Annotated in this window: 22 protein-coding genes and 1 pseudogene; 9 read left to right on the forward strand and 14 right to left on the reverse strand. The window is 65.0% G+C overall.

Translation table 11 applies throughout. The features are described from left to right. The first annotated feature begins 11 nt into the window (after window positions 1–11). Both GJ695_RS12035 and GJ695_RS12040 read left to right on the forward strand, forming a co-directional pair. Complete coding sequence (locus GJ695_RS12035) at window positions 12–1,118, forward strand: hypothetical protein (protein WP_154364993.1); 1,107 nt, start codon at window positions 12–14, stop codon at window positions 1,116–1,118. Beyond that, window positions 1,115–2,110: a DUF4034 domain-containing protein gene (locus tag GJ695_RS12040; RefSeq protein ID WP_154364995.1), complete on the forward strand. Its 996-nt coding sequence runs from the start codon at window positions 1,115–1,117 to the stop codon at window positions 2,108–2,110. Before GJ695_RS12035 ends, GJ695_RS12040 begins: the two co-directional genes overlap by 4 nt. 2 nt (window positions 2,111–2,112) lie before the next feature. On the opposite strand, the gene GJ695_RS12045 is transcribed toward GJ695_RS12040, so the two are convergent. Next, complete coding sequence (locus GJ695_RS12045) at window positions 2,113–4,146, reverse strand: M13 family metallopeptidase (RefSeq protein ID WP_166455129.1); 2,034 nt, start codon at window positions 4,144–4,146, stop codon at window positions 2,113–2,115. Between the two features lie 131 nt (window positions 4,147–4,277). Here GJ695_RS12045 and GJ695_RS30480 point away from each other — a divergent pair. The 3 genes and pseudogenes from GJ695_RS30480 to GJ695_RS12055 form a co-directional block, all read left to right on the forward strand. After that, window positions 4,278–4,679: pseudogene (locus tag GJ695_RS30480) on the forward strand (hemerythrin domain-containing protein); the annotation flags it as partial. A 198-nt stretch (window positions 4,680–4,877) separates the two neighbouring features. Next, complete coding sequence (pdxH, locus tag GJ695_RS30485) at window positions 4,878–5,513, forward strand: pyridoxamine 5'-phosphate oxidase (protein ID WP_371866523.1); 636 nt, start codon at window positions 4,878–4,880, stop codon at window positions 5,511–5,513. A gap of 73 nt (window positions 5,514–5,586) precedes the next feature. Then, the gene (locus GJ695_RS12055) at window positions 5,587–6,924 is read left to right on the forward strand and encodes a class I SAM-dependent methyltransferase (RefSeq protein WP_154365001.1); all 1,338 of its coding nucleotides are present in this window, start codon (window positions 5,587–5,589) and stop codon (window positions 6,922–6,924) included. Here GJ695_RS12055 and msrA read toward each other — a convergent pair. Further along, window positions 6,893–7,426 carry a peptide-methionine (S)-S-oxide reductase MsrA gene (msrA, locus tag GJ695_RS12060; RefSeq protein ID WP_154365003.1) on the reverse strand — a complete coding sequence of 178 codons (534 nt, stop codon included), beginning with the start codon at window positions 7,424–7,426 and terminating at the stop codon, window positions 6,893–6,895. The two genes, GJ695_RS12055 and msrA, sit on opposite strands and share 32 nt — an antisense overlap. Before the next feature lie 97 nt (window positions 7,427–7,523). Here msrA and GJ695_RS12065 point away from each other — a divergent pair, with 97 nt between their 5' ends. Next, window positions 7,524–8,027: a flavin reductase family protein gene (locus tag GJ695_RS12065; RefSeq protein ID WP_154365005.1), complete on the forward strand. Its 504-nt coding sequence runs from the start codon at window positions 7,524–7,526 to the stop codon at window positions 8,025–8,027. A 92-nt stretch (window positions 8,028–8,119) separates the two neighbouring features. Beyond that, a complete protein-coding gene (locus GJ695_RS12070) occupies window positions 8,120–9,304 on the forward strand; it encodes an acyl-CoA dehydrogenase (RefSeq protein ID WP_154365007.1) in 1,185 nt (394 codons plus the stop codon). Window positions 9,305–9,339: 35 nt separating this feature from the next. Here the strand turns inward: GJ695_RS12070 and GJ695_RS12075 are convergent, their stop codons facing one another. The 12 genes from GJ695_RS12075 to GJ695_RS12130 all read right to left on the reverse strand — a co-directional run bounded on the left by GJ695_RS12075 (window position 9,340) and on the right by GJ695_RS12130 (window position 22,153). Continuing rightward, on the reverse strand, window positions 9,340–10,020 hold the full coding sequence (locus tag GJ695_RS12075; RefSeq protein ID WP_154365009.1) for an OmpW/AlkL family protein: 681 nt from the start codon (window positions 10,018–10,020) through the stop codon (window positions 9,340–9,342). 73 nt (window positions 10,021–10,093) lie between these two features. After that, on the reverse strand, window positions 10,094–11,470 hold the full coding sequence (locus GJ695_RS30075) for an SGNH/GDSL hydrolase family protein (RefSeq protein WP_154365011.1): 1,377 nt from the start codon (window positions 11,468–11,470) through the stop codon (window positions 10,094–10,096). Window positions 11,471–11,644: 174 nt separating this feature from the next. Beyond that, window positions 11,645–13,180 carry an alpha/beta hydrolase family protein gene (locus tag GJ695_RS12085; protein WP_154365013.1) on the reverse strand — a complete coding sequence of 512 codons (1,536 nt, stop codon included), beginning with the start codon at window positions 13,178–13,180 and terminating at the stop codon, window positions 11,645–11,647. A 78-nt stretch (window positions 13,181–13,258) separates the two neighbouring features. After that, window positions 13,259–14,335 carry an L-threonylcarbamoyladenylate synthase gene (locus GJ695_RS12090; RefSeq protein ID WP_166455128.1) on the reverse strand — a complete coding sequence of 359 codons (1,077 nt, stop codon included), beginning with the start codon at window positions 14,333–14,335 and terminating at the stop codon, window positions 13,259–13,261. Beyond that, window positions 14,332–15,528, reverse strand: a complete 1,197-nt coding sequence (locus GJ695_RS12095; protein WP_154365015.1) for a 5-(carboxyamino)imidazole ribonucleotide synthase — start codon at window positions 15,526–15,528, stop codon at window positions 14,332–14,334. Before GJ695_RS12095 ends, GJ695_RS12090 begins: the two co-directional genes overlap by 4 nt. Continuing rightward, window positions 15,529–16,026, reverse strand: coding sequence for a 5-(carboxyamino)imidazole ribonucleotide mutase (gene purE / locus GJ695_RS12100; RefSeq protein WP_154365017.1), 498 nt, complete (start codon window positions 16,024–16,026; stop codon window positions 15,529–15,531). It lies immediately after the preceding gene. 3 nt (window positions 16,027–16,029) lie between these two features. After that, complete coding sequence (locus GJ695_RS12105) at window positions 16,030–16,926, reverse strand: phosphoribosylaminoimidazolesuccinocarboxamide synthase (RefSeq protein WP_154365019.1); 897 nt, start codon at window positions 16,924–16,926, stop codon at window positions 16,030–16,032. 108 nt (window positions 16,927–17,034) lie between these two features. Beyond that, a complete protein-coding gene (fba, locus tag GJ695_RS12110) occupies window positions 17,035–18,099 on the reverse strand; it encodes a class II fructose-bisphosphate aldolase (RefSeq protein ID WP_154359430.1) in 1,065 nt (354 codons plus the stop codon). An 82-nt stretch (window positions 18,100–18,181) separates the two neighbouring features. Continuing rightward, window positions 18,182–19,630 carry a pyruvate kinase gene (gene pyk / locus GJ695_RS12115; RefSeq protein WP_154365021.1) on the reverse strand — a complete coding sequence of 483 codons (1,449 nt, stop codon included), beginning with the start codon at window positions 19,628–19,630 and terminating at the stop codon, window positions 18,182–18,184. Between the two features lie 169 nt (window positions 19,631–19,799). After that, entirely contained in the window at window positions 19,800–21,014 is a 1,215-nt protein-coding gene (locus tag GJ695_RS12120; RefSeq protein WP_154365023.1) for a phosphoglycerate kinase, read from the reverse strand. A 67-nt stretch (window positions 21,015–21,081) separates the two neighbouring features. After that, window positions 21,082–21,414 carry an AzlD domain-containing protein gene (locus tag GJ695_RS12125; protein WP_166455127.1) on the reverse strand — a complete coding sequence of 111 codons (333 nt, stop codon included), beginning with the start codon at window positions 21,412–21,414 and terminating at the stop codon, window positions 21,082–21,084. Further along, window positions 21,407–22,153, reverse strand: a complete 747-nt coding sequence (locus GJ695_RS12130; RefSeq protein WP_154365025.1) for an AzlC family ABC transporter permease — start codon at window positions 22,151–22,153, stop codon at window positions 21,407–21,409. The genes GJ695_RS12125 and GJ695_RS12130 overlap by 8 nt, the downstream gene beginning before the upstream one ends. A gap of 135 nt (window positions 22,154–22,288) precedes the next feature. Between GJ695_RS12130 and GJ695_RS12135 the strand changes: the two genes are divergently transcribed. Both GJ695_RS12135 and GJ695_RS12140 read left to right on the forward strand, forming a co-directional pair. After that, entirely contained in the window at window positions 22,289–22,489 is a 201-nt protein-coding gene (locus GJ695_RS12135; protein WP_154359425.1) for a zinc-finger domain-containing protein, read from the forward strand. A gap of 17 nt (window positions 22,490–22,506) precedes the next feature. Then, on the forward strand, window positions 22,507–22,929 hold the full coding sequence (locus GJ695_RS12140; protein ID WP_154365027.1) for a YybH family protein: 423 nt from the start codon (window positions 22,507–22,509) through the stop codon (window positions 22,927–22,929). Window positions 22,930–22,936: the final 7 nt, after the last annotated feature.

The following is a 22,936-nucleotide window of genomic DNA, read 5'->3' on the forward strand; positions in this document are numbered from 1 at the left end:
AAGGACCGCCCATGCGTGTGTGCTTGCCGCTGCTGCTGTGCTGCGCCACGGCGCTGGCCGCGCCGGAACCGCCGAAGCAGTATTCGCTCGACGGCGTGCGCAACGATCTGGCGCGCAGTTTCACGCTGCCGGCGGCGCTGCCGCTGGACCCGGCGCTGCGCAGCGCCGCCGACGAGATCAGCGCGGCGCATATCGCCCGCATCCAGGCCCTGCTGCCGGCGTGGCTGGAGGAAGAGAACCAGTTCAACAACGCCACCGGCAAGCAGGCCCAGACCTGGGAGCCCTATGTAGCCGTCTGGGCGCGGATGCTGAACGAACTGGGGCTGTGGCAGCTGGAACCCGGCGATGCCGCCTACGAAAGCGCCACGCTGGCGATCCTGCGCGGATCGACGCCATTCTGCAATCTCTACAGCGACGCCCGTGCCAGCGATTATGCCGCCCGCATCGCGCGCATCCAGACCCTGCCGGCGGCGCAGCGGCCCGCCATGCTGGCGGCCGAGCGCGAGCTGCTGGCGCACTGGGGCAAGCCGCGCGCCACGCTGCCCGCCTGGCCGCAACCGCTGCCGCAGGACGCCGCGCTGAGGCTGATTAAAACCGGCAAGCCGGCGGCGCGGCCGGCGCTGACGCCGGTGCTGGCGTCCGAGCTGCTGGGCGAGCGCAAGCCGTACCAGGATTTGCCGCAGGCCGAGCAATGCCTGCTGCAACAGTGGTGGTTCAAGTACAGCCTGCAACAAGGCGTGGCCCCGGCCACGGCGCTGAACGCTTACCGCTATGGCACCATGATCAACGTCACCGAGCGCCTGGCCGGCATGGTCGATCAGCCGCCGGCGGCCGCCAGCGGCGCGCCGGTCTTCCCCACCCTGGCCGCGCGCTTCCTGGCGCATGGCGCCTCCATCATCGAAGTGCAACTGGACGCCAACGGCAAACTGCAGCAGGCCAGCATGGCCGAACGCAAGGTCGAGGTGCCCGGCATCCGTGGCGTGCGGCCGGTGGCGTTTGAAACCTTGTTCGATCAGTCGGCGCTGCAGTATGCCGCGGACCATCCGCAGATCCAGCCGGCCGGCAAGAACCCGTACAAATTCCAGCTGCTGTGGACCATGCCGGAGGCGCCCAAATGACGCGACGTTTCCTGTACCTGCTGCCGGCGCTGGCGCTGTGCGCGGCCGCTATGGCCGGCGCCGCCGAAGAATCGCCGCTGACCCAGCAGGCGACCACGGCCTTCTGGCTGGGCGACTTTGCGGCGCTGGAACAGCAGAACGCGCTGCTGCGCCAGCCTGGCCACGTGGGCGCCGATGGCGTCCTCGAAATCGAGCTGTTCCGCATCGGCCTGAACAAGGTGACCGAGGCGACGCCGAAAGACCAGGAAGCCTACCTGACGGAACTGGAAAAACTGACGCTGCAATGGACCGTCGAGCGTCCGTCGTCGGCGCTGGCGCACGTGCTGTACGCGCGCACGCTGACCGCCCACGCCTGGTCGTATCGCGGCGGCGGCTACGTCAAGGACGTGCCGCCGGAGGCGTGGAAGGAATTCGACGCCTATCTGCGCCGCGCCGCCCAGCATCTGCTGGACCATGCCGAGGTGGCGATGACCGACAGCTATGCCCATATCACGCTGCTGGAAATCGGCAAGGCCATGGACTGGAACGACCAGCAAACCTGGAACGTCATCAACGACGGCCTGAAGCGCAATCCGGACGACATCAGCCTGTACATGACCGCGCTGACGCAGATGCTGCCCAAATGGGGCGGCGACGCCAGGCGGCTGGACCAGTTCATCCGCCGCGCCACCGAGCAAAGCAAGGCGCAGTTCGGCACCGGCATGTATGCGCGGCTGTACTCGGCCGCCGCCGAACGGGATTATGGCCACGCGCTGTTCCAGGCCAGCCTGGTGGACTGGCCGACCTTAAAACACTCCTATCAGGATATGCTGGAGCGCTACCCGAGCGTGGCGCGGCGCAACCGCTACGCCTACATGGCCTGCCTGGCCAAGGACAAGCCGACCATGCAGGCCCAGCTCGATGCGCTGGGGGACAAGGTGGACGCGGCGAGCTGGGGTCCGAATCCGCAGCGCAGTCTGGAAGGCTGCCTGCGCTGGGCCAGGGAAGGCTAGGCTTACCACATGATGACGCGCTGCTCCGGTGGCAGGTACATCGGGTCGCCCGGCTTGATGTCGAAGGCTTCGTAGAACTCGGGCTGGTTCATCACCGTGCCCTTGGCGCGGAACTCGCCAGGCGAATGCGGATCGCTCTTGATCTGGGCGATGGCTGCTTCCGGCCGCAGCTTGGCGCGCCATTTCTGCGCGAAGCCGATGTACAGGCGCTGGGCGCCGGTCAGGCCGTCGAGCACCGGCGACGGCTTGCCGTTCAGCGAACGCTGGTAGGCGCGGTAGGTCAGCGACAGGCCGGAGTTGTCGCCGATGTTCTCGCCCAAGGTCAGCTCGCCGTTGATGTAGTAGCCCGGCACCGGGCTGTAGGCGCCATACTGCTTGACCAGGCCGGCGGCGCGCGCCTTGAAGGCGGCGCGGTCGTCGGCGGTCCACCAGTTGCGCAGGCGGCCCCGGGCGTCGTACTGGCTGCCGGAGTCGTCGAAGGCGTGGCTGATCTCGTGGCCGAAGGTGATGCCCAGCAGGCCGTAGTTGACCGCGTCCTCGGCCTTGACGTTGAAGAACGGCGGCTGCAGGATGGCGGCCGGAATGGTGATCGCGTTGAGCAGCGGGTTGTAGCTGGCGTTGACGGTTTGCGGCGTCATCGACCATTCCTCGCGGTCGACCGGCTTGCCCAGCTTGTCGATATTGCGCTGGCGGCTCCACAGGCGCGCGGCGCGCACATTGGCCACCAGGTCATGCGGCCGGGTTTTCAGCGCGCTGTAGTCGCGCCACTTGTCCGGATAGGCGATGTTCGGTTTCAGCGCGGCCAGCTTGGCCTGGGCTTCCTTCTTGGTTTCCGGGCCCATCCAGTCGAGCTTATCGATGCCGTCCTTGAACGAGGCGACGAAGTTGTTGAACATGGCCATCACGCGCGGCTTGGTTTCCGGCGGCAGATACATCTTGACGTACAGCTTGCCGACCGCGTCGCTGACGGCGCCGTCGGTGAAGCGCAGCGCCAGCTGCCACTGCGGTTCGTTTTGCGGCACGCCGCGCAGCACCGTGCCTTCAAAGGCGAAGCGCTGCTTGACGGTGGCGCTGTCCAGGTAGGACGCATAGCTTTCGATGATGCGCCAGTTCAGGTAGCTCTTCCACGCTTCCAGCGGCACCTCGGCCACCGCCGTGGAGAAGCCGCCGAGGAAGCTCGGCTGGCGCACCACCGCCGACGACGCTTTCGGCGCCAGGCCGGCGGCGGCAAAGTAGGCCTTCCAGTCGAAGGCCGGCGCCAGCTCGCTGAACTTGTCGAAGGCGACGCGGTTGTACGACTTGACCGGATCGCGCATCTGCACGCGGGTCCATTGCGCCTGCGCCAGGCGGGTTTCGAGGTCGAGCACCTGGGCCGCGTGGGCGGCGGCGTTCTGGTCGCCGCTCATGCCCAGCAGGGTTGCGATGTGGGTCAGGTATTGGGCGCGCACGGCCTTCAGCTTGGCGTCGTCGTCCTTCAGGTAGTAGTCGCGGTCGGGCAGGCCCAGGCCGGACTGGCCGATGTTCAGCGTGTACTGTTCCGTATCCTGGGCGTCGGGCGACACGCCGGCCGAGAACGGCGTCTGGATGCCGTTGCGCTGCAGGTAGGCGAACAGCGCCGGCAGGTCTTGCTTGTCCCTGGCGGCGGCCACGCGCGCCAGGTCGGCGCGCAGCGGCTTGAAGCCGGCGGCGTCGCGCGCCTTCTGGTCCATGAAACTGGTATACAGGTCGGCGATCTTGTGGGTTTCGCTGCCGGCCTTGCCGGGATTTTTCAGCGTGGCGTCGATCAGCGCGCGCAGCTGGCCCTGCGCGGTTTCGCGCAGTTCGATGTAGGTGCCCCAGGTCGACTTGTCGGCCGGGATCTCGGTGTTGCGGGTCCAGATGCCGTTGACGTAACCGTAGAAGTCGTCCTGCGGACGCACCGCCGGGTCCAGGGTTTTCACATCGATGCCGGACACCGGCGCTTCCTGGGCGGACAGCGAGGACGAGGCAAGCAGGAGCATGGCGCAGCAGGCGGCGCTGATCAGCGAACGGTTCACGAACATTCCTTTATGTGGTTGGATGTGCCGGACGATTATAACCGTCCAACAGTGCCGTATCGCAACCTCGCTAAATCCCCGGTTTGGCGAAGTAATCTAGAATGGCGGTGTTACCAGCCAGAGTCCACGCCATGAGCAACGCACTGTTCGACACCGCCCCCGATTTCAGCCAGCCCATCGCCGTGCTGAAGCACTGCCACGACCGCATCCGCAAGCAGCTGCAAACGCTGCAGAACCTGATCGCCCACCTGCCGCAGCATGGCGCCGATGTTGACGCACAGAAAGCCGCGCAGGCGGTGCTGAAATACTTCAACAATGCCGCCCATCTGCACCACGAAGACGAGGAGCAGAACCTGCTGCCGATGCTGCAGGCCACCGCGCGCGACGGTGACGCCACCCTTCTGGCAGAACTGGCGCCCGGCATTTTGGCCGGTCACGAGCAAATGGATAGAGACTGGACTATAATCAAAACGCAACTTGAGCAGATCGCCAACGGCGCCAGCGCCACGCTGTCGGCCAGCGATGTCGCGCACTTCTGCGACACCTACGCGGCCCACATGGTGGTGGAGGAAACCCACATCGCGCCCATGGCCAAGCGGCTGTTCAGCGCCGAACAGATGGCGCAGCTCGGCGGTGCGATGCAGGTACGGCGCGGGATCACCCCCGACCTGCCGCACAGCCAGGTGCCCGAGCAGCAGGCGGCGCCGGTCAACAACACGGTGGCCGACGGCGTGGTGCTTGCGGACCTGCGGCTCGATTACGGCCGCGCCAGCCTGACGGAGCAGGACGTGCTGGACGATCCGATCGACCAGTTCGGCAAGTGGTTTGAGGAGGCCATGCATGCGAAGGTCAATGAACCGAACGCGATGAGCGTGGCCACGGTGGATGCGGACGGCAAACCCAGTTCGCGCATCGTCCTCATCAAGCAATACGATCAGCGGGGATTCACCTGGTACACCAATTACGAGAGCCAGAAAGGCCGGCAGCTGCGCAGCAATCCGCACGCCGCGCTGCTGTTCTTCTGGAGTGAACTGGAACGCCAGGTGCGCATCGAAGGAAAGGTGGTGCAAACCGCCACCGAGGAAAGCGACAAGTATTTTTACAGCCGGCCGGTGAAGAGCCAGATCGCTGCGATCGCCTCGCAGCAGAGTTCGCCCATCGCCAGCCGGGAACAGATGGAAGCCAATTACGATGCCGCCGCCGCAGTCAGCGGCGAGCATCCGTTGCGGCCTGCGCATTGGGGCGGTTACCGCCTCGATCCGGTCCGCATCGAGTTCTGGCAGGGACGCCGTTCGCGGTTCCATGACCGGATCGTATATGTGAAGCAAGCTGATGGCAGCTGGGTGAAGGAACGCCTGCAACCGTAAGCAGGAACGTCTCCGTCAGGATCTCCAGGCCATCGCTGGCGATGGTCTTTTAATCCTGACGTGGGAGGTTATCTTGTTCGTACAGAATCAACTGAGCAACTGGATCTCGGGCATCCGCGAGCAGCTCACGCTGCCGCTGCGCATCGAGTTGTGGAACGGCCAGCAGGTCGACCTGTCGACCGAGACGCCGCGCGTGACGATACGGCTGCCGAACATCGCCGCCGCGCGCTACCTGCTGACGCCCTCGCTGTCCAACCTGGGCACCGCCTATGTCGAAGGGGCGATCGAGGTCAAGGGCAAGGCCAAGGACATGATCGCGGTGGTCAACGCCCTGGCGCGCAGCTCGCTGAAGGCCGAGGGCAAGTTCGCGCGGCTGGTGCGCAACATCAGCCACAGCAAGCAGAAGGACGCCGAGGCGATCCGCTACCACTACGACGTCTCCAACGAGTTCTACCAGGAATTCCTCGACCCCAACATGGTGTATTCCTGCGCCTACTTCGAGAACGGCGACGAGGACCTGGCCACCGCCCAACTCAAGAAGATCGACCACATCCTGCGCAAGATCGAGCTGCGGCCGAACCAGACGCTGCTCGACATCGGCTGCGGCTGGGGCGCGCTGGTGATCCGCGCGGCCCAGCAATACCAGGCGCGCTGCGTCGGCGTCACCCTGTCGGAAAACCAGTTCGCGCTGGCCAAGGAACGGGTGCGCGCCGCCGGCCTGGAGCACCTGATCGAGATCCGCCTGCAGGACTACCGCGACGTGCGCGGCCAGTTCGACCGCATCACCAGCGTCGGCATGTTCGAGCACGTCGGCACGCGCCACCTGCCGGAATACTTCAACGCCATCCACCAGCTGCTGGCGCCGGACGGCATCGTGATGAACCACGGCATCACCTCGACCGATCCGGACAACGGCGAGACGCCCTATGGCGGCGGCGAGTTCATCGAAAAATACGTGTTCCCGCACGGCGAGCTGGCGCACATCGGCAATGTGCTCAAGGCCATGCAGCAGGGGGCGCTGGAAGTGACCGACGTCGAAAACCTGCGCCGCCACTACGCCCGCACCTGCGCCATCTGGACCGACAATTTCGAGGCGCAGGGCGAACGCGTGCGCAAGCTGGCCGGCGACAAGCGCTACCGCATCTGGCATGTGTACCTGGCCGGCTGCAGCTACGCCTTCGAGCAGGACTGGATCAGCCTGTACCAGATCGTCGGCCGCAAGGCGGGCCAGCGCTCGGCGGCGCTGCCGTGGTCGCGCAAGCATATGTATCCGTCGGCCGAGTCGGCGCCGGTGCAGGCGCCGTATGCGCTGGACAATGAAGGCTTGCCGGCGTTCGCCGTGCTGGGCGGGGATGGCGGGGCGCCGGCGCTTAATGCGCTCAACGCAAGCGGTTCGAATACATCTTCCTGAACTTGTCGACCTTGGGCGCCACCACGAAGGCGCAGTAGCCCTGCAAGGGGTGCTGGCGGAAGTAATCCTGGTGGTAGTCCTCGGCCTTGTAGAACGGCTGGGCCGGCGACAGTTCGGTGACGATGGGGGCATCCCACACATGCGCCATTTCGCCGATGACCTGGCGCGCCGTGGCTTCCTGCTGCGGCGACTGGTGATAGATGACCGAGCGGTACTGCGTGCCGACGTCGTTGCCCTGGCGGTTGAGGGTGGTCGGATCGTGGATGGTGAAGAAGATTTCCAGCAGGTCGCGGTAGCTGATGACGGCCGGGTCGAAGCCCAGCTTCACCACTTCCGCGTGGCCGGTGCCGCCGGTGCACACCTGCTCATAGGTGGGATCGGCGCTGGCGCCGCCCATGTAGCCGGACTCGACCGATTCGACGCCCTTGACCTCCAGGTACACGGCCTCGGTGCACCAAAAACAGCCGCCGCCCAGTATCGCGGTTTCCAGATTGCCAGCCATGACTCCCCCTGCGTAGAAGACTTGCCCATCTGCCCACTGTAACGCAAACCGGGTGAATCCGCTATGACGGTACAAATCTTTGGCATAATGGCTCACCATGAACATCCATTCCCCCCGCGCCGCAGAGCGCACGTTCGACACCGCCCATTTTCGCCAGGCGCTGGGCCAGTTTGCCACCGGCGTCACCATCATCACCACGCGGCTGGCGGACGGCACGTTTCGCGGCCTGACGGCCAGTTCCTTCAATTCGGTGTCGCTCGACCCGCCGCTGGTGCTGTGGAGCCTGTCGAACGGCGCCAACAGCATGCCCATCTTCACCGGCAACTCGCACTACGTCATCAATGTGCTCAACGCCGAGCAGGCCCATCTGGCCAAGCGTTTCGCCACGCGCGGCGTCGATCCGTGGCAAGGCGTGGAGTACGAACTGTCGCGCACCGGCCAGCCCATCATCCAGGGCGTGTCGGCCTGGTTCGAATGCCATAACCGTAGCCGCTATCCGGAAGGCGACCACGTGATTTTTGTCGGCGAAGTGGAATTCTGCGAGTTTTCTCCGTCCCCTCCCCTGATCTTCCACAGCGGCCAGTTCGCCGGCCTGGGCTAAAAACGGAAATTGGTGTCGCCATTAGAAAAGCGTGCACCGGGGCAGCGGCATAGAATGCTGGCAGCATTCATCACCATAACGAGAGACTAATTATGAGCCAAGCCCGCGCCCACTTCCACTGGGATGACCCCCTGCTGCTGGACCAGCAGCTGACCGACGACGAGCGCATGGTGCGCGACGCCGCCGCGTCGTATTGCCACGACAAGCTGCAGCCGCGCATCCTCGACGCCTTCCGTCATGAAACGATGGACACCTCGATCTTCCGCGAAATGGGCGAGATGGGGCTGCTCGGTCCGACCATTCCCGAACAGTACGGCGGTCCCGGCCTGAACTACGTGGCCTACGGCCTGATCGCGCGCGAAGTCGAGCGCGTCGATTCCGGCTACCGCTCGATGATGAGCGTGCAGTCGTCGCTGGTGATGGTGCCGATCTACGAGTTCGGCACCGAGGCGCAGAAACAGAAATACCTGCCCAGGCTGGCCAGCGGCGAATGGATCGGCTGCTTCGGCCTGACCGAGCCGAACCATGGTTCCGATCCGGGCTCGATGATCACCCGCGCCAAGAAGGTGCCGGGCGGCTACGCCCTGAGCGGCGCCAAGATGTGGATCACCAATTCGCCGGTGGCCGACGTGTTCGTGGTCTGGGCCAAGGACGATGAAGGGGCGATCCGCGGCTTCGTGCTGGAAAAAGGCATGGCCGGCCTGAGCGCGCCGGCGATCCACGGCAAGTTCGGCCTGCGCGCGTCGATCACCGGCGAAATCGTCATGGACAATGTGTTCGTGCCGGAAGAGAACGCCTTCCCGGACGTGCGCGGCCTGAAGGGGCCGTTCACCTGTTTGAACTCGGCGCGCTACGGCATCGCCTGGGGCGCGCTGGGCGCGGCCGAGTCGTGCTGGCACACGGCGCGCCAGTACGTGATGGACCGCACCCAGTTCGGCCGTCCGCTGGCCGCCAACCAGCTGATCCAGAAGAAGCTGGCCGACATGCAGACCGAAATCACCATGGGCCTGCAGGGCTGTCTGCGCCTGGGACGCATGAAGGACGAAGGCACGGCGGCGGTGGAAATCACCTCGATGATGAAGCGTAATTCGTGCGGCAAGTCGCTCGACATCGCCCGCATGGCGCGCGACATGCTGGGTGGGAATGGCATCTCGGACGAGTTCGGCATCATCCGCCACATGGTGAACCTGGAGGTCGTGAATACCTATGAAGGCACGCACGACATCCATGCCCTGATCCTGGGCCGGGCGCAGACCGGCATCCAGGCCTTCCAATAAAAAAAACCGCTGCCCCGGCAGCGGTTTTTTTTGGGCTAGAAGCCCTTGAAGGCGTAGCCGATACTGAAGTTGACCGCCAGCGGGTCCAGGCGCACGTCCTGGGTCTGGCCGGTCGAGTAGTGCGCCGTGGTTTTCAGCTTGGTCTTGATGACCGACGCGTCCAGGAACCATTTCTCGTTGATCTTGAAGGTGCCGCCGAGCTGGAAGCTGGCCGCCGACTTGTCGTCCAGCTTGAAGGTGGCGCCCGGGCCGCCGGTGTTCAGCACCGCCGTCAGCTGGCCCGAACCGCGTTCCTTCTGGAACATGGCATAGGTGTAGCCGACGCCCACATACGGACGGAAGGTCGAGTTCGCGTTCAGGAAGCGGTACTGCACAAACAGCGTCGGCGGCAGCACTTCGGCCGTCGCCAGCTTGCCCGTGCCCTGGATCGAACCGGCGCCGGACAGTTCATGCTTGTACGGCAGGCCCAGGTCCAGCTCGGCCGAGATGTTATCGGTCAGCATGTAGCCGATGGTAAAGCGGGGCTTGGTGTCCGACCCGACGTCGGTCTTGGTGCCCGGCAGCGCCGGCGCCGAGACATCGCCCGAATCCACTTTCGGCGTAATCTTGTTGACACCCAGCGTGCCCAGCCAGGTGCCGGTGCTTTGTTGTGCCGATGCAGCCGAAGCTACCGTCATTGCGGCGACCAGCGCCAGCAGTTTTACCGTGTTCTTCATATCGTCTCCAGATATTTGTGTGTGAGTCCGGCAGCGGCGCGGCCTCGGCCGCGCGCTGCCCGCGACGACTGAATTACAGCCAACCCTTGGTCACCAGCGCCTTGGACACGTAACGCGCCAGCAGCAGGTTGTTGTACGGGGTTGGGTGCACGTCATCCGCGAAGGACCAGTGGCTGACATCGCCCGATTTCAGGTTGCTGCCATTGCACACCAGCGAGCTGCCCAGCGGGTTCTTGGCGGCGCTCAGGTCGCAAGCGGTTTCCGAGACGTTGGTCAGGCCGTACGGGCCCGGGTTGGTCGCCTGGTCGTGGCTGACGGCAAACACGTCCACCAGCAGCACTTTCGGCTCGCTGGACAGGCCGGAGGTCAGCGCGCTGTTGAAGGCGTTGACCATGGCGTTGATCAGCGCCTGGGTCGATGCCGGCTGGCCGCGGCCCGACGGCGTGGTGGCCACGTCCGGCAGGTTGTTCACCACCACATAGTTGGCGCCATTGGCGACGATCTGGTTTTTCACCAGCGCCACCAGTTCGGTGCCGGCCTGGCCCATGGCCGCGACCAGTTCCGGACCGTGCGCGGTCGCGTAGTCGGCGCCGGCCTTGGCGCCAGCGGCCTGGGCGTCGGTGGTGGCCTTGGCAACCATCGGGCCATACACCGTGGCCGAACCCACGGCCGCATTGCCCGGCTGCGTAGCGGCGGCGCCGATGGCGGCCTGGGTGATGGTGGTCTGGGTCGCGCCAGGCTGGGCGGCGGCGGTTTGCGCCGCCAGGCCGATCGCTTGCGCGGCGGTCAGCGGATTGGTCGCGCCGGCGGCCAGCTGGCCCACCAGGCTGGTGACATAGGCGGTGTTGCCGGCGGCGGTGCCGGCCGCGGTGGCGGCGGCGCTCAGCGAGCCCAGCTGGAACAGCGCATCGTTACCGCCGGCCATGACCAGCACCAGCTCGTCGCCCTTGAATTTGCCGCCGACGGCTTTCAGGTGGTTGGCGATCTGGGTGACGACCGGATAGGTCAGCGCGCCCAGCGCGCTGCCGGTCAGCTTGTTGTTCGGGCCGACCGGGCTGGTCACGCGCGAACCGCCCATGGCGTAGCCGTAGCAGCCGGCGTGCGGCGTGGCCGGCACGGAGAAACCTTTGGTGGCGTCGCCATCGAGGCCGGTGACGGCGGCGCAGGGTGCGGCCAGGCCGATCTGGGCGGCGGTCAGCTCGGTCCAGTTCTTACCGGTGAAGGTCGAATTGATGGACGTGTTGTCGCCGTTGATGGTGAATTTGCCGCCCTTCAGCGCGGCAACGGTGCCGACCGCATAAGAGCCGACGTCGGACAGGCTGTCGCCGAACGATACCTGGGCGCTGTATTTGACTTTCACGGTTTGATCGCCGGGAGCCGGATCGGTGCCGCCGCAACCCGCAAGGACGGCCAGGGCCATTGCAGCAAGTGCAAGTTTGGTATGACGCATGTTGTCTCCTAAGAATATTTTTTGGTTTTCTGATACGAACGGCCGTGCTATTCGCAACCCAACTAATATGCCAGCCCCGACAACTCTTGTATAGAGGAACACTACTAAAAACCGGGGTTTGTGAGCAAAAAAGAACGCTTGCTCGGCGTTTCTTACGCTACGTCAAATGCCAATTCACTGCGATGGTGCAGAATCGAGGAAGGCACGCGCCTCGCGTAAACAGAACGGCGCCACCAGTCCGGCATGGTAGGCGTCCTTGACCGCCTGGTCGGCGGCGGCAGCGCTGCCGGTCTGATTCAGCGTCGTGCGGCGCAGCAATTCCTTGGCGGCGGCAAACTCGGCCCGCGTGGTCAGGAAGGGGCCGGTCAGCGACGCGTCATCCACGTTCAGCACCGTCAATTGCAGGCCGGAAGCGCTTTGCGCGCGGAAGTAGGCGGCGGTGCTGGTGGTGTTGGCGTAAGGGACCAGCGGGTCTTCGTCGCCGCCGCACAGGAACAGCGGTACGTTCGGCGTGTAGGTGCGCAGGTCGTTTTTCAGCAGCCATTTGCGCAGCGACTGCGCCGGCGCGCAATTGAGCGGCGTGGCGCTGCTGGCGTTGCACGGGTTGGCCTTGAGGTCGGCCAGGTAGGCGTCGCGGTAGCTGGTCTTGATCAGGTGGTCGGCGCCGAAGAAGCTGGCGTAGCCGGCCGCCTGCGGCAGCGAATCGGCGGCGAACAGCACGTCGTTCGGCAGCTTGCCGGCCGCCACCAGGTCGCCCAGGCCTTGCGTGCCGGGCAACAGCGTATCGATGCCGGTGGCGTACCTGGCTTCGTAGATGTCGCTGGTGCTGGTGTACAGGTTGGCGCCGGCGCGCTGGCCGGCGGTGATCAGCATCGGGATGAAACCGGCCGAACCGGTGGATGGCGCGCCGTTGAAGATGGTGTCGCCGAACAGCGTCAGCGCATACGGGCCGGACAGCGGCGCCGCCGCCGTCACCTTGAATTCCGACGCGTACTGCGTCTGCATGGCGCGCTGCGTGGCCAGCGCCACGAAGCCGCCCTGCGAGTAGCCGGTGACCATCAGCCGGCTGGAGGCGCCGGCGCCGATGCTGCCGAAAATGCTGCGCGCCGCGCGCAGCGCATCGATCATGTCCGACGATTGCTGCTGTGCGTCAAGATAAGGGTGGTAACCGGCCGTCGACCCGGCGTAGCCGACGTAATTCGGCGCCACCACGATGTAGCCCTGCGCCGCGAACATGGCGGCGATCAGGCGCGGTTCGGTGGCCGACAGGTTGGCCATGTCGGTACTTTTCTGCACCGAGGTGCCGTGGGCATATAACAACACCGGACGGCCGCCCTGGCATACCGGATTCGTGCCGGACGGCACGATGATGGCGGTATTGGCGCTGGTGTCGGCGCCGGCCGAGTCGATCGTGTGGTATTTCAGCGTATAGGTGGTGATGGCGCAGGTGGGCGTGCCGGTGACGGCGCTGCCGGCGGTGGTGCCGGCGTCGACCAGCGTTTTCAGTGCGGCGGGATCGAGCGTGCTGACGGTGGCGCTACTGCTGACGGCCACCGGCACCAGCGTGGCGCCGCCGATGGCCAGGCCGCGCAGCTGCACCACGGGCGTGGCCGGGGCAACCACCGTGCCGCCCGGCCCGGAACTGCTGCCTCCGCCGCAGGAGGCCAGCAACAACATCAGTGGAATCAGAACCAGGCGAGCACCGCGCATATGACATCCTTGCAAGATGGCCGGGCGAGGTCTTCGGCCGGCAACAAAAGTATCTTAGCAGGACATGCCGCGCGCGGCTTATTTTTGCAGCAGCGAATCGATGACGCCGGCCGAGCCGAACACCGAGCGGCGCAGGCGATCGTTGACGCCCAGCCAGTCCGCATCCTGCGGCGGCGTTTCCACCAGGATCAGGCCGGAGCCGGTCTGGTCCATATCACGCAGCGCAGCATACAGGCCGTAGGCGTAGCCGGCCGGATCGGCGGGCAGCACGCGTTGCGCGTCGGCCGCCACCGTCGCCGCATGGCTGATCACGGCGACCTTGACGCCCCTGGCGCGCAGCCGGGCCAGCGTGTCGGCCAGCGCCGCGGCCGCCAGCATGGTGACCGGCGTGCGCGGCGCGTAGTGCGATTCCAGCGTGCCGGAGGCGCGCGGCGCGGCCTGGTCCGGCGCGGCCGGCAGCATGCCGATCACGTCGGCGATCTGTTGCGCGCTGATGTGGCCGGGACGCAGCAGCACCGGGCCATGCGTGGCCAGGCGCGACATGTCGACGATGGTCGATTCGATGCCGACCTGGCTCGAACCGCCCTCCAGCACCACGCTCAGTTCGGCGGCCGAGCAGGCGACGCCGCCGCCGAGGTCGCCGTCATCGTGCTGGTCCATGCCGAACTCGTCGCGCACGTGCTGCGCGGTGGTCGGGCTGACGTTGCCGAACTTGTTGGCCGACGGCGCCGCCACGCCGCCCTTGCCGCCTTTAAACGCTTGCAGCAAGGCGATGGCGACCGGATGCGACGGGCAGCGGATGCCGACCGAATCCTGGCCGGCCGAGACCGCGTCCGGAATCTGTGGGTGGCGTTTCAGGATCAGGGTCAGCGGGCCGGGCCAGAAGGCCTGCACCAGCTTGCGCGCCTCGTCCGGCACGTCGGTGACCCAGTAATCCAGATCGGCGCCGGGCGCGACGTGCACGATCACCGGATGATCGTGCGGACGGCCCTTGGCTTCGTAGATGCGCGCCACGGCGGCCGGATTTTCAGCGTCCGCGCCGAGGCCGTAGACGGTCTCGGTCGGGAACGCCACCAGGCCGCCCTGCTCCAGGATGGCCGCCGCCTCGGCGATGGCAGCGTGGTCGGCGACGCTTGCGGGAGGCTGCTGCTTCACGGGGCGATCCCGAGGATGGCGCAGGCCGCGTTCAGCTGCTGCTGGGCTTGCGCCAGCGTCGGCGCGACAAAGGTCAGGTGGCCCATCTTGCGGGCGCGGCGCGGATCGTCCTTGCCGTACAGGTGCAGATTGGCGCCCGGCAGCGCCAGGATTTCGTGCCAGGCCGGCTCGCGCGTGGCGTCGGTGTCGTCGGTGAACCAGACGTCGCCCAGGATGTTGAGCATGACGGCCGGCGAATGCTGGCGCACGTCGCCCAGCGGCAGACGCGCCATGGCGCGCACCTGCTGCGCGAACTGGCTGGTGACGCAGGCGTCCATGGTGTAGTGGCCGCTGTTGTGCGGACGCGGCGCCATTTCGTTGACCACCAGCGAACCGTCGGTCAGCACGAAGAACTCGATGCACAGCACGCCCACGTAGCCGAGCTCGGCCACGATGGCCTGCGCCGCCTGCTGCGCCTTCAGCGCGCTCTCGTCCGACACGTTCGGGCCGGGCACGGTGGTGGTGAACAGGATGCCGTCGCGGTGCACGTTTTCGGCGATCGGGTAGACCACCGATTCGCCGTCGTGGCCGCGCGCGGTCAGTACGGACACCTCGTAGGCCAACGGCAGCATTTTCTCCAGCAGGCAGGTGACCTTGTCCATCGACTCAAACGCCGCCTGCACGTCGGCACGCGATTTGACGCGGACCTGGCCCTTGCCGTCGTAACCCATGCGCACGGTTTTAAGGATGCCCGGCAGCAGATCATCTTCAATCGCATCGATGTCCGCCTGCGAGGCGATCACCTTGTGCGGCGCCGGCAGCACGCCCGACTTCGGCGCGCAGCCGACGAAGAAACGCTTCTCGGCGATGCGGTCCTGCGCCACCGACACGCCATGCGCGTCGGGCGCCACGAACACCGATTGCGCCAGGCGCGACAGGCTGTCCGCCGGGACGTTTTCAAACTCGGTGGTGACAGCGGCGCATTGCGCGGCCAGCGCATCGAGACCGGCGGCATCGCTGTAGCCGGCGTTGACCAGGCGCTGCGCGACCTGGCCGGCCGGGCACGCATCGGACGGCTCCAGCACGGCAACCTGATAACCCATGGCCTGTGCGGCCTGGGCGAACATGCGGCCCAACTGGCCGCCGCCCATCACGCCCAGCCAGGCTGGAGGATTGGCGGCAGGCAGGATGGGCGAGAACTTCGTATCACTCATTTATTCAACCGGCAGTTTCATGGCCTTGGCGACCTCGGTTTGCGACACGCGGAAGGCTTCCAGCTTCTCGGCCAGCGCGTCGTCGGTGGAAGCGATCATGGCCACGGCCGTCAGCGCTGCATTGGCGGCGCCCGCTTCGCCGATGGCGAAGGTGGAGACCGGCACGCCTTTCGGCATTTGCAGGATCGACAGCATGGAGTCTTCGCCGCGCAGATATTTCGACGGCACCGGCACGCCCAGCACCGGCACGATGGTCATGGCGGCCACCATGCCCGGCAGGTGCGCCGCACCGCCGGCGCCGGCGATGATGGCGCGCAAGCCGCGTGCACGGGCGCTCTTGGCGTAGGCGTACATTTCGTCCGGCATGCGGTGGGCCGAGATCACTTGCGCTTCAAACGGCACGCCGAACTGCTTGAGGATGCTGACCGCGTTCGACATCACGTCCCAGTCCGAGGACGAACCCATGATGACGCCAACCAGAGGTTTGTTATCGCTCATCGCTCAGACCTTCAGCTTTTCGCCGGTCAGGCGTTCGATGGCTTCGAAGTACTTGGCCTGGGTCTTGTTGATGACGTCGGCCGGCAGCGCTGGCGCCGGCGCGGTCTTGCCCCAGTCGGTCAGCGTTTCCAGGTAGTCGCGCACGAACTGCTTGTCGAACGACGGCGGCGAGATGCCGACAGCGTAGGAATCGGCGGGCCAGAAGCGCGACGAGTCGGCGGTCAGCACTTCGTCCATCAGGTGCATGACGCCGTTGTCGTCCAGGCCGAATTCGAACTTGGTGTCGGCGATGATGATGCCGCGCGACGCCGCGTATTCGGAGGCTTCGGTGTACAGCTTGATGGCGACATCGCGCATTTTGGCGGCCAGTTCGGCGCCGATGCGGCTTTCCATGTCCTCAAAGCTGATGTTTTCATCATGCTCGCCGAGGTCGGCCTTGGCGGCCGGCGTGAAGATCGGTTGCGGCAGTTTTTCCGCCTGCTTCAGGCCTTCCGGCAGCTTGATGCCGCAGATCGAGCCGGTGGCCTGGTAGTCTTTCCAGCCCGAGCCGATGATGTAGCCGCGCACCACGGCTTCCACCATGATCGGCTTCAGGCGCTTGGCGACCACGGCGCGGCCCTGGACCTGCGCCACTTCGTCGGCGGCCACCACCGATTCCGGCGCCACGCCGGTCAGGTGGTTCGGCACGATGTGGCCCAGTTTCTCGAACCAGAAATCGGTCATCTGGTTCAGCACCTTGCCCTTGCCGGGAATCGGTTCATTCATGACAACATCGAAAGCCGACAGGCGGTCGGAGGTGACGATGAGGATTTTGTCATCGCCGACAGCGTAGTTGTCGCGGACTTTGCCGTGACCGAGGAGTGGCAGGGACTTGATGGAAGACTGGTAGAGGCTGTTCATAGCAGGGGAATGTAATGAAAAAGCAAAAACCGGCGATGGAGGAATGCTCGATCGCCGGTCGAAAGAGTCGGACTGGACGTGAGGCCCAATCCGTTCCAAAACAGAATTTTACTTCACAATCTGCGCCAGCTCGCCGGCTTTGTAGCGCTCCGCCATTTTTTCCAGCGGAATTGCCTTGATTTTCGAAGCCTGGCCTTCGCAGCCGAAGGCCTGGAAACGGGCGCGGACGATCTGCTCGGCGGCGGCGCGGGCTGGCTTCAGGAAGTCGCGCGGGTCGAACTTCGATGGGTTCTCGAACAGGAATTTACGGGTCGCGGCCGTCATCGCCAGACGGATGTCGGTGTCGATGTTGATCTTGCGCACGCCGTGACGGATGCCTTCCTGAATTTCTTCCACCGGCACGCCGTAGGTTTCCTTCATGTCGCCGCCGAATTCGCGGATGATGGCCAGCAGTTCCTGCGGCACCGACGACGAACCGTGCATCACCAGGTGGGTGTTCGGGATGCGCGCGTGGATTTCCTTGATGCGGTCGATGGCCAGGATGTCGCCGGTCGGCTTGCGGGTGAACTTGTAGGCGCCGTGCGAGGTGCCGATGGCGATGGCCAGCGCGTCGCACTGGGTGCGCTGCACGAAGTCGGCGGCCTGGGCCACGTCGGTCAGCAGCTGTTCGCGGGTCATGGTGCCGTCGGCGCCGTGGCCGTCTTCCTTGTCGCCCTTCATGGTTTCCAGCGAACCGAGCACGCCCAGTTCGGCTTCCACCGTCACGCCGATGGCGTGCGAGAACTTGACCACTTCTTTCGACACGTCGACGTTGTATTCGTAGGAAGCGACCGATTTGCCGTCGGCTTCCAGCGAACCGTCCATCATCACCGAGCTGAAGCCCGAGCGGATGGCGGCCATGCAGACCGCCGGCGACTGGCCGTGGTCCTGGTGCATGACGACCGGGATGTGCGGGTAGGCTTCGATGGCGGCGTCGATCAGGTGACGCAGGAAGGCTTCACCGGCGTATTTGCGGGCGCCGGCCGAGGCTTGCATGATGACCGGTGCGTTCAGCGCATCGGCGGCAGCCATGATGGCCTGCACTTGTTCCAGATTGTTGACGTTGAACGCAGGGATGCCATAGCCATTTTCAGCAGCATGGTCCAGCAGTTGGCGCATGGATACGAGGGACATGGTAAATCTCCAAACAATAAAAAAACCGGTTGCCGGAGCCATGCCCTCGTCATACCTGCGAGGGCAGCACTGCCGGGCTTGATTAACTAAATTCGCCGACCTTGACGATCTTCAGCGCATTGGTGCCGCCGACCTGGCCCATCGGCTCGCCCCAGGTCATGACGATCAGGTCACCCTTCTTGACGATGCCGTGCTCGACCAGCAGATCCTCGGCCTGTTTCAGCACCGCGGCGCTGTCGCCTTGTTGAAGCAAATTGTATGCCTTCACGTTGCGATACAGCGCCACCTTGCGCAAGGTGGTGGTGCTTGGCGTCAGCGCGTAAATCGGCGTATCGATGTTGTGACGGCTCATCCACAGCGCGGTCGAGCCGGACTCGGTCAGCGCCACGATGGCTTTCACCGCCAGGTGGTGCGCGGTGAACAGCGCGCCGTAGGCGATCGACTGGTCGATGCGGGTGAAGGTGGCGTTCAGGAAGTCGGCGTCCAGCTTGTTGTACTCGGACTGCTCGGCTTCCACGCAAATGGCGGCCATCATTTCCACGGTTTCGATCGGATAGCGGCCCGATGCGGTCTCGGCCGACGTCATCACGGCGTCGGTGCCGTCCAGCACGGCGTTGGCCACGTCCGAGACTTCGGCGCGGGTCGGCACGGCGTTGAAGATCATCGATTCCATCATCTGGGTCGCGGTGATCGCCAGCTTGTTCGACTCGCGCGCCATGCGGATCATACGCTTCTGCAGCGCCGGCACGGCGGCGTTGCCCACTTCCACGGCCAGGTCGCCACGCGCCACCATGATGCCGTCCGAGGCGTCGAGGATCTCCTGCAGCAGCGGGATCGCTTCGGCGCGCTCGATCTTGGCGATCATCATCGGCTTGTGGCCGAACGGCTCGCCGGCGATGTTGGCCAGCTGGCGCGCCATTTCCATGTCGGTGGCGCTTTTCGGGAAGGAAATCGCCAGGTAGTCGGCCTGGAAGCTCATGGCCGTCTTGATGTCTTCCATGTCCTTGGCGGTCAGCGCCGGCGCGGTCAGGCCGCCGCCCAGGCGGTTGATGCCCTTGTTGTTGGACAGTTCGCCGCCGATCTTGCAGACGGTGTAAATCTCGCTGCCCACCACTTTTTCCACCACCAGCACGATCAGGCCGTCGTTCAGCAGCAGCTGGTCGTCCGGACGCACGTCCTGCGGCAGCGCCTTGTAGTCGAGGCCGACGCGGTCCTGGTTGCCCAGTTCGCCGTTTTCGCCCCACTTGGCGTCCAGGATGAACTTGTCGCCCTTGGCCAGTTCGATCTTGCCCTGCTCAAATTTGCCGACGCGGATCTTCGGACCCTGCATGTCCGCCATGATCGCCACTTCGCGGCCGCACTCGGCGGCGGCTTCGCGCACCAGGCGCGCGCGGTCGATGTGGTCCTGCGCCTTGCCGTGCGAGAAATTCAGGCGCACGACATCGACACCGGCACGTATCATTTTGACCAGTACGTTGAAGTCGGTAGAAGCTGGGCCGATCGTGGCGACAATTTTGGTGCTACGAGACATAGTATTCCTTAGCGGTAGGTCATGCGAACAGTTCCCGCGCGGCGCGGAAACCAGGATTTATTGTGGTTCGAACATCAAATCTGTAGGTTTGCTACAAATTTGATGCTCTCCCAAGGCATTACCTGGATTCTACTGTTAATTTGCTACAAAGCACGACCGTGCTATTTACTTACTTTGCAGCGCGCTGGGTCAGGATCTCGACCGCCGGCAGAACCTTACCTTCCAGGAACTCCAGGAAAGCGCCGCCGCCGGTGGAAATGTAGCCCACCTGCTCGCTGATGTTGTACTTGGCAATCGCCGCCAGCGTGTCGCCGCCGCCGGCGATCGAGAACGCCTTGGAATTGGCGATGGCCAGCGCCAGCGTCTTGGTGCCTTCGCCGAACTGGTCGAACTCGAACACGCCGACCGGGCCGTTCCATACCACGGTGCCGGCGGCAGCGATCTGTTCAGCCAGCTGGGCGGCGGTCTTCGGGCCGATATCCAGGATCATGTCGTCGTCGGCCACGTCCTTGACGTCCTTGACGGTGGCCACTGCGCTTGGCGAGAATTCCTTGGCGCACACCACATCAACCGGAATCGGCACCTGCGCGCCGCGCTTGGCCATGATGTCGATGATGGCCTTGGCTTCGTCGACCAGGTCGTTTTCCACCAGCGACTTGCCGATGTTCAGGCCGACGGCCTTCATGAAGGTGTTGGCGATGCCGCCGCCGACGATCAGGTTGTCGACCTTGTCGGCCAGCGCCTTCAGGATCGACAGCTTGGAGGATACTTTCGAGCCGGCGACAATCGCCAGCAGCGGACGGGCCGGCGCGCCCAGCGCCTTGCCCAGCGCGTCCAGCTCGGCGGCCAGCAGCGGGCCGGCGGCCGCGACCGGCGCGAACTTGGCGATGCCATGCGTCGAAGCTTCCGCGCGGTGTGCGGTGCCGAAGGCGTCATTGACGTAGATGTCGCACAAAGCGGCCATTTTCTGCGCCAGTTCGTCGCTGTTCTTTTTCTCGCCCTTGTTGACGCGGACGTTTTCCAGCAGCACCACCTGGCCGGCTTGCAGGCCTTCCAGGCCGGCGCCGTCCACCCAGTTCTGCTTCAGCTCGACCGGCTGGCCCAGCAACTCGGACAGGCGCTTGGCGACCGGCGCCAGGCTGTCTTCTGGCTTGAACTCGCCTTCGGTCGGACGGCCCAGGTGGGACGTGACCATGACCTTGGCGCCAGCGGCAACTGCCGCCTTAATCGCCGGAACCGACGCGCGGATGCGGGTATCTTCGGTGATATTGCCGGCATCATCCTGCGGCACGTTCAGGTCGGCGCGGATGAAAACGCGTTTGCCTTGCAGTGCGTTTTGATCGATGAGGTCTTGCAGACGGATGAAGTTCAGAACAGCGGACATGGCTACCCAAGGTCGAGTTGTTGGAAGAGCGCTATTTTACCGCAAGCCGAACGTGATTTTTCTGTTATTAAGTTACAGAAATCAGCCTTAATGCCGTGAAGAACACCATGCCGAACACAATGGTTTCCAACATATTGCGCCGCAGCAAATAATAGATCGTCGCGACAATGCCGGACACCAGTTTCAAGTTGCCGGCATCCAGCACCGGCTGGCCGTCCGCCGCCAGGATCAGGTCGGGCGCCACGATGGCCGCCAGCGCGCAGGCCGGCGCATAGCGCAGCATTTCCTGCACCCGCTTGGGAATGGTGATGTGGTGGCCGATCAGCCAGAACGCGCTGCGCGTGGCGGCGGTGGCCAGCGCCAGCACCCCGATCACCAGCCAGATTTCCCAGTCAGCCACGCTTGCCTCTCCATTTTTCAGCGGTTTCCTCAATGAGCATGGCGCTCAGCATGCCGACCAGCACCGCCGTCAGCAGGCCCAGCTTGTACGGCAGGCCGTGCGCCAGCACCGACACCGCGCCCGCCACCAGCACGCCGCACAGCGCCGGCCGGCCCGCCATCAGCGGAATCATCACGCAGATGATCGCCAGGGTGCCGGCGAAGCTCAGGTTCCACTCGGGCGGCACGGCGCTGCCGAGGAAGATGCCGGCGATCGAGCCGATCTGCCACGAGGCCCAGTTCGGGTACAGCAGGCCCTTCAGGTAGGACAGCTTGCCGACCTGCGGCGCCTCCGACGGGTATTTTTGCAGGAACAGCGCCACTGTCATGTCGCCCGACACATAGCCCAGCGTCAGGCGCTGGCGCCACGGCAGGTGGGCGAAGTGCGGCGCCAGCAGCGCGGAAAAGATCACGAAACGCAGGTTGACCACCAGCGCGGTCAGGAAAATCACCCAGATCGGCGCGGCGGCGGCGATCAGCGGCAAGGCGGCCAGCTGGGCCGAGCCGGCAAACACCACCAGCGTCATGCCCAGCGCCTGCGGAATGGTGAGGCCGGACTTGACCATGGCGATGCCGACCACCAGGCCCCAGGCGCCGATGCCGAACAGCGACGGCAGGCCGGTCTTGACGCCTTCGCGCCAGGAGGGTTCGTGGTGGGCCGCGACGCATGGCGCCGGGGCGGTGCTGCTCGATTCAGTCATGGGATGGTTGTGGCATTCCTGCCACATGGCGGGCTGGAGCGAGGTTGTAGAGGCGCTATTTTACCGACGATTTTTGCTGGATGCGCGAATCCGTTAAAATCGTGCTTTTCTCTTAGCCATCCGGAGCCACAAGAAATGACCAACCCAAACACCGCCGCCAATGCAGTTGAACTCGATGGCAAGGATCTGCCGGCCCACTGCCCTAACCCAGCCATGCCGCTGTGGTCGTCCCATCCGCGCGTGTTCCTGGAATTCGACGCCCACGGCGTGGCCAAGTGCCCGTACTGCGGCACCGCCTACAGCCTGAAGCCAGGCACCGTGGTCGGCCACCACTAATCCTGCCACGCCGCCCCATGCCATCGAAGAAAACGCACAACGGCAGCGCCGCTGAAACCGAAGCGGCCTTTTACGACGCCCTCAACCGCGCCGACCTGGAAGCATTGATGGCCCTGTGGGCGGACGACGACGAGATCGTCTGCGTGCATCCGGGCGGCGTAAGGCTGATCGGCCACGCGGCGATCCGCGCTTCCTGGGCCGCCATCCTCGAGCATGGCGGGCTGCACATCCTGCCGTCGCAGCTGCACGAGACGCACACGCTGATGAGTTCGGTCCATACCGTGATCGAAGGCATCACCGCCGCCAGCGGCGAGCCGGCGCACCTGGTCGCCACCAACGTGTATGCGAAAACGCCGAAAGGCTGGCGCATCGTGCTGCACCATGTTTCGATGGCGCCCGGTCCGGCGCCGATGGATACGCACAGCCAGATCCTGCACTAATTCCGGC

The organism is Duganella alba (genome assembly GCF_009674495.1).
GTDB classification, from domain to species: domain Bacteria; phylum Pseudomonadota; class Gammaproteobacteria; order Burkholderiales; family Burkholderiaceae_D; genus Rugamonas; species Rugamonas alba.

Excerpts from the sequence above, each read along its gene's own strand:
- GJ695_RS12035 (WP_154364993.1), top strand. The coding sequence starts at position 12 with ATGCGTGTGTGCTTGCCGCTGCTGCTGTGCTGCGCCACGGCGCTGGCC.
- GJ695_RS12120 (WP_154365023.1), bottom strand. The coding sequence starts at position 21,014 with ATGTCCGCTGTTCTGAACTTCATCCGTCTGCAAGACCTCATCGATCAA.
- GJ695_RS12065 (WP_154365005.1), top strand. The coding sequence starts at position 7,524 with ATGAACATCCATTCCCCCCGCGCCGCAGAGCGCACGTTCGACACCGCC.
- GJ695_RS12130 (WP_154365025.1), bottom strand. The coding sequence starts at position 22,153 with ATGACTGAATCGAGCAGCACCGCCCCGGCGCCATGCGTCGCGGCCCAC.
- msrA (WP_154365003.1), bottom strand. The coding sequence starts at position 7,426 with ATGGCTGGCAATCTGGAAACCGCGATACTGGGCGGCGGCTGTTTTTGG.
- GJ695_RS12140 (WP_154365027.1), top strand. The coding sequence starts at position 22,507 with ATGCCATCGAAGAAAACGCACAACGGCAGCGCCGCTGAAACCGAAGCG.
- GJ695_RS12105 (WP_154365019.1), bottom strand. The coding sequence starts at position 16,926 with ATGAACAGCCTCTACCAGTCTTCCATCAAGTCCCTGCCACTCCTCGGT.
- GJ695_RS12040 (WP_154364995.1), top strand. The coding sequence starts at position 1,115 with ATGACGCGACGTTTCCTGTACCTGCTGCCGGCGCTGGCGCTGTGCGCG.
- GJ695_RS30075 (WP_154365011.1), bottom strand. The coding sequence starts at position 11,470 with ATGCGTCATACCAAACTTGCACTTGCTGCAATGGCCCTGGCCGTCCTT.
- purE (WP_154365017.1), bottom strand. The coding sequence starts at position 16,026 with ATGAGCGATAACAAACCTCTGGTTGGCGTCATCATGGGTTCGTCCTCG.
- fba (WP_154359430.1), bottom strand. The coding sequence starts at position 18,099 with ATGTCCCTCGTATCCATGCGCCAACTGCTGGACCATGCTGCTGAAAAT.
- GJ695_RS12095 (WP_154365015.1), bottom strand. The coding sequence starts at position 15,528 with ATGAGTGATACGAAGTTCTCGCCCATCCTGCCTGCCGCCAATCCTCCA.
- GJ695_RS12075 (WP_154365009.1), bottom strand. The coding sequence starts at position 10,020 with ATGAAGAACACGGTAAAACTGCTGGCGCTGGTCGCCGCAATGACGGTA.
- GJ695_RS12135 (WP_154359425.1), top strand. The coding sequence starts at position 22,289 with ATGACCAACCCAAACACCGCCGCCAATGCAGTTGAACTCGATGGCAAG.
- GJ695_RS12070 (WP_154365007.1), top strand. The coding sequence starts at position 8,120 with ATGAGCCAAGCCCGCGCCCACTTCCACTGGGATGACCCCCTGCTGCTG.
- GJ695_RS12085 (WP_154365013.1), bottom strand. The coding sequence starts at position 13,180 with ATGCGCGGTGCTCGCCTGGTTCTGATTCCACTGATGTTGTTGCTGGCC.
- pyk (WP_154365021.1), bottom strand. The coding sequence starts at position 19,630 with ATGTCTCGTAGCACCAAAATTGTCGCCACGATCGGCCCAGCTTCTACC.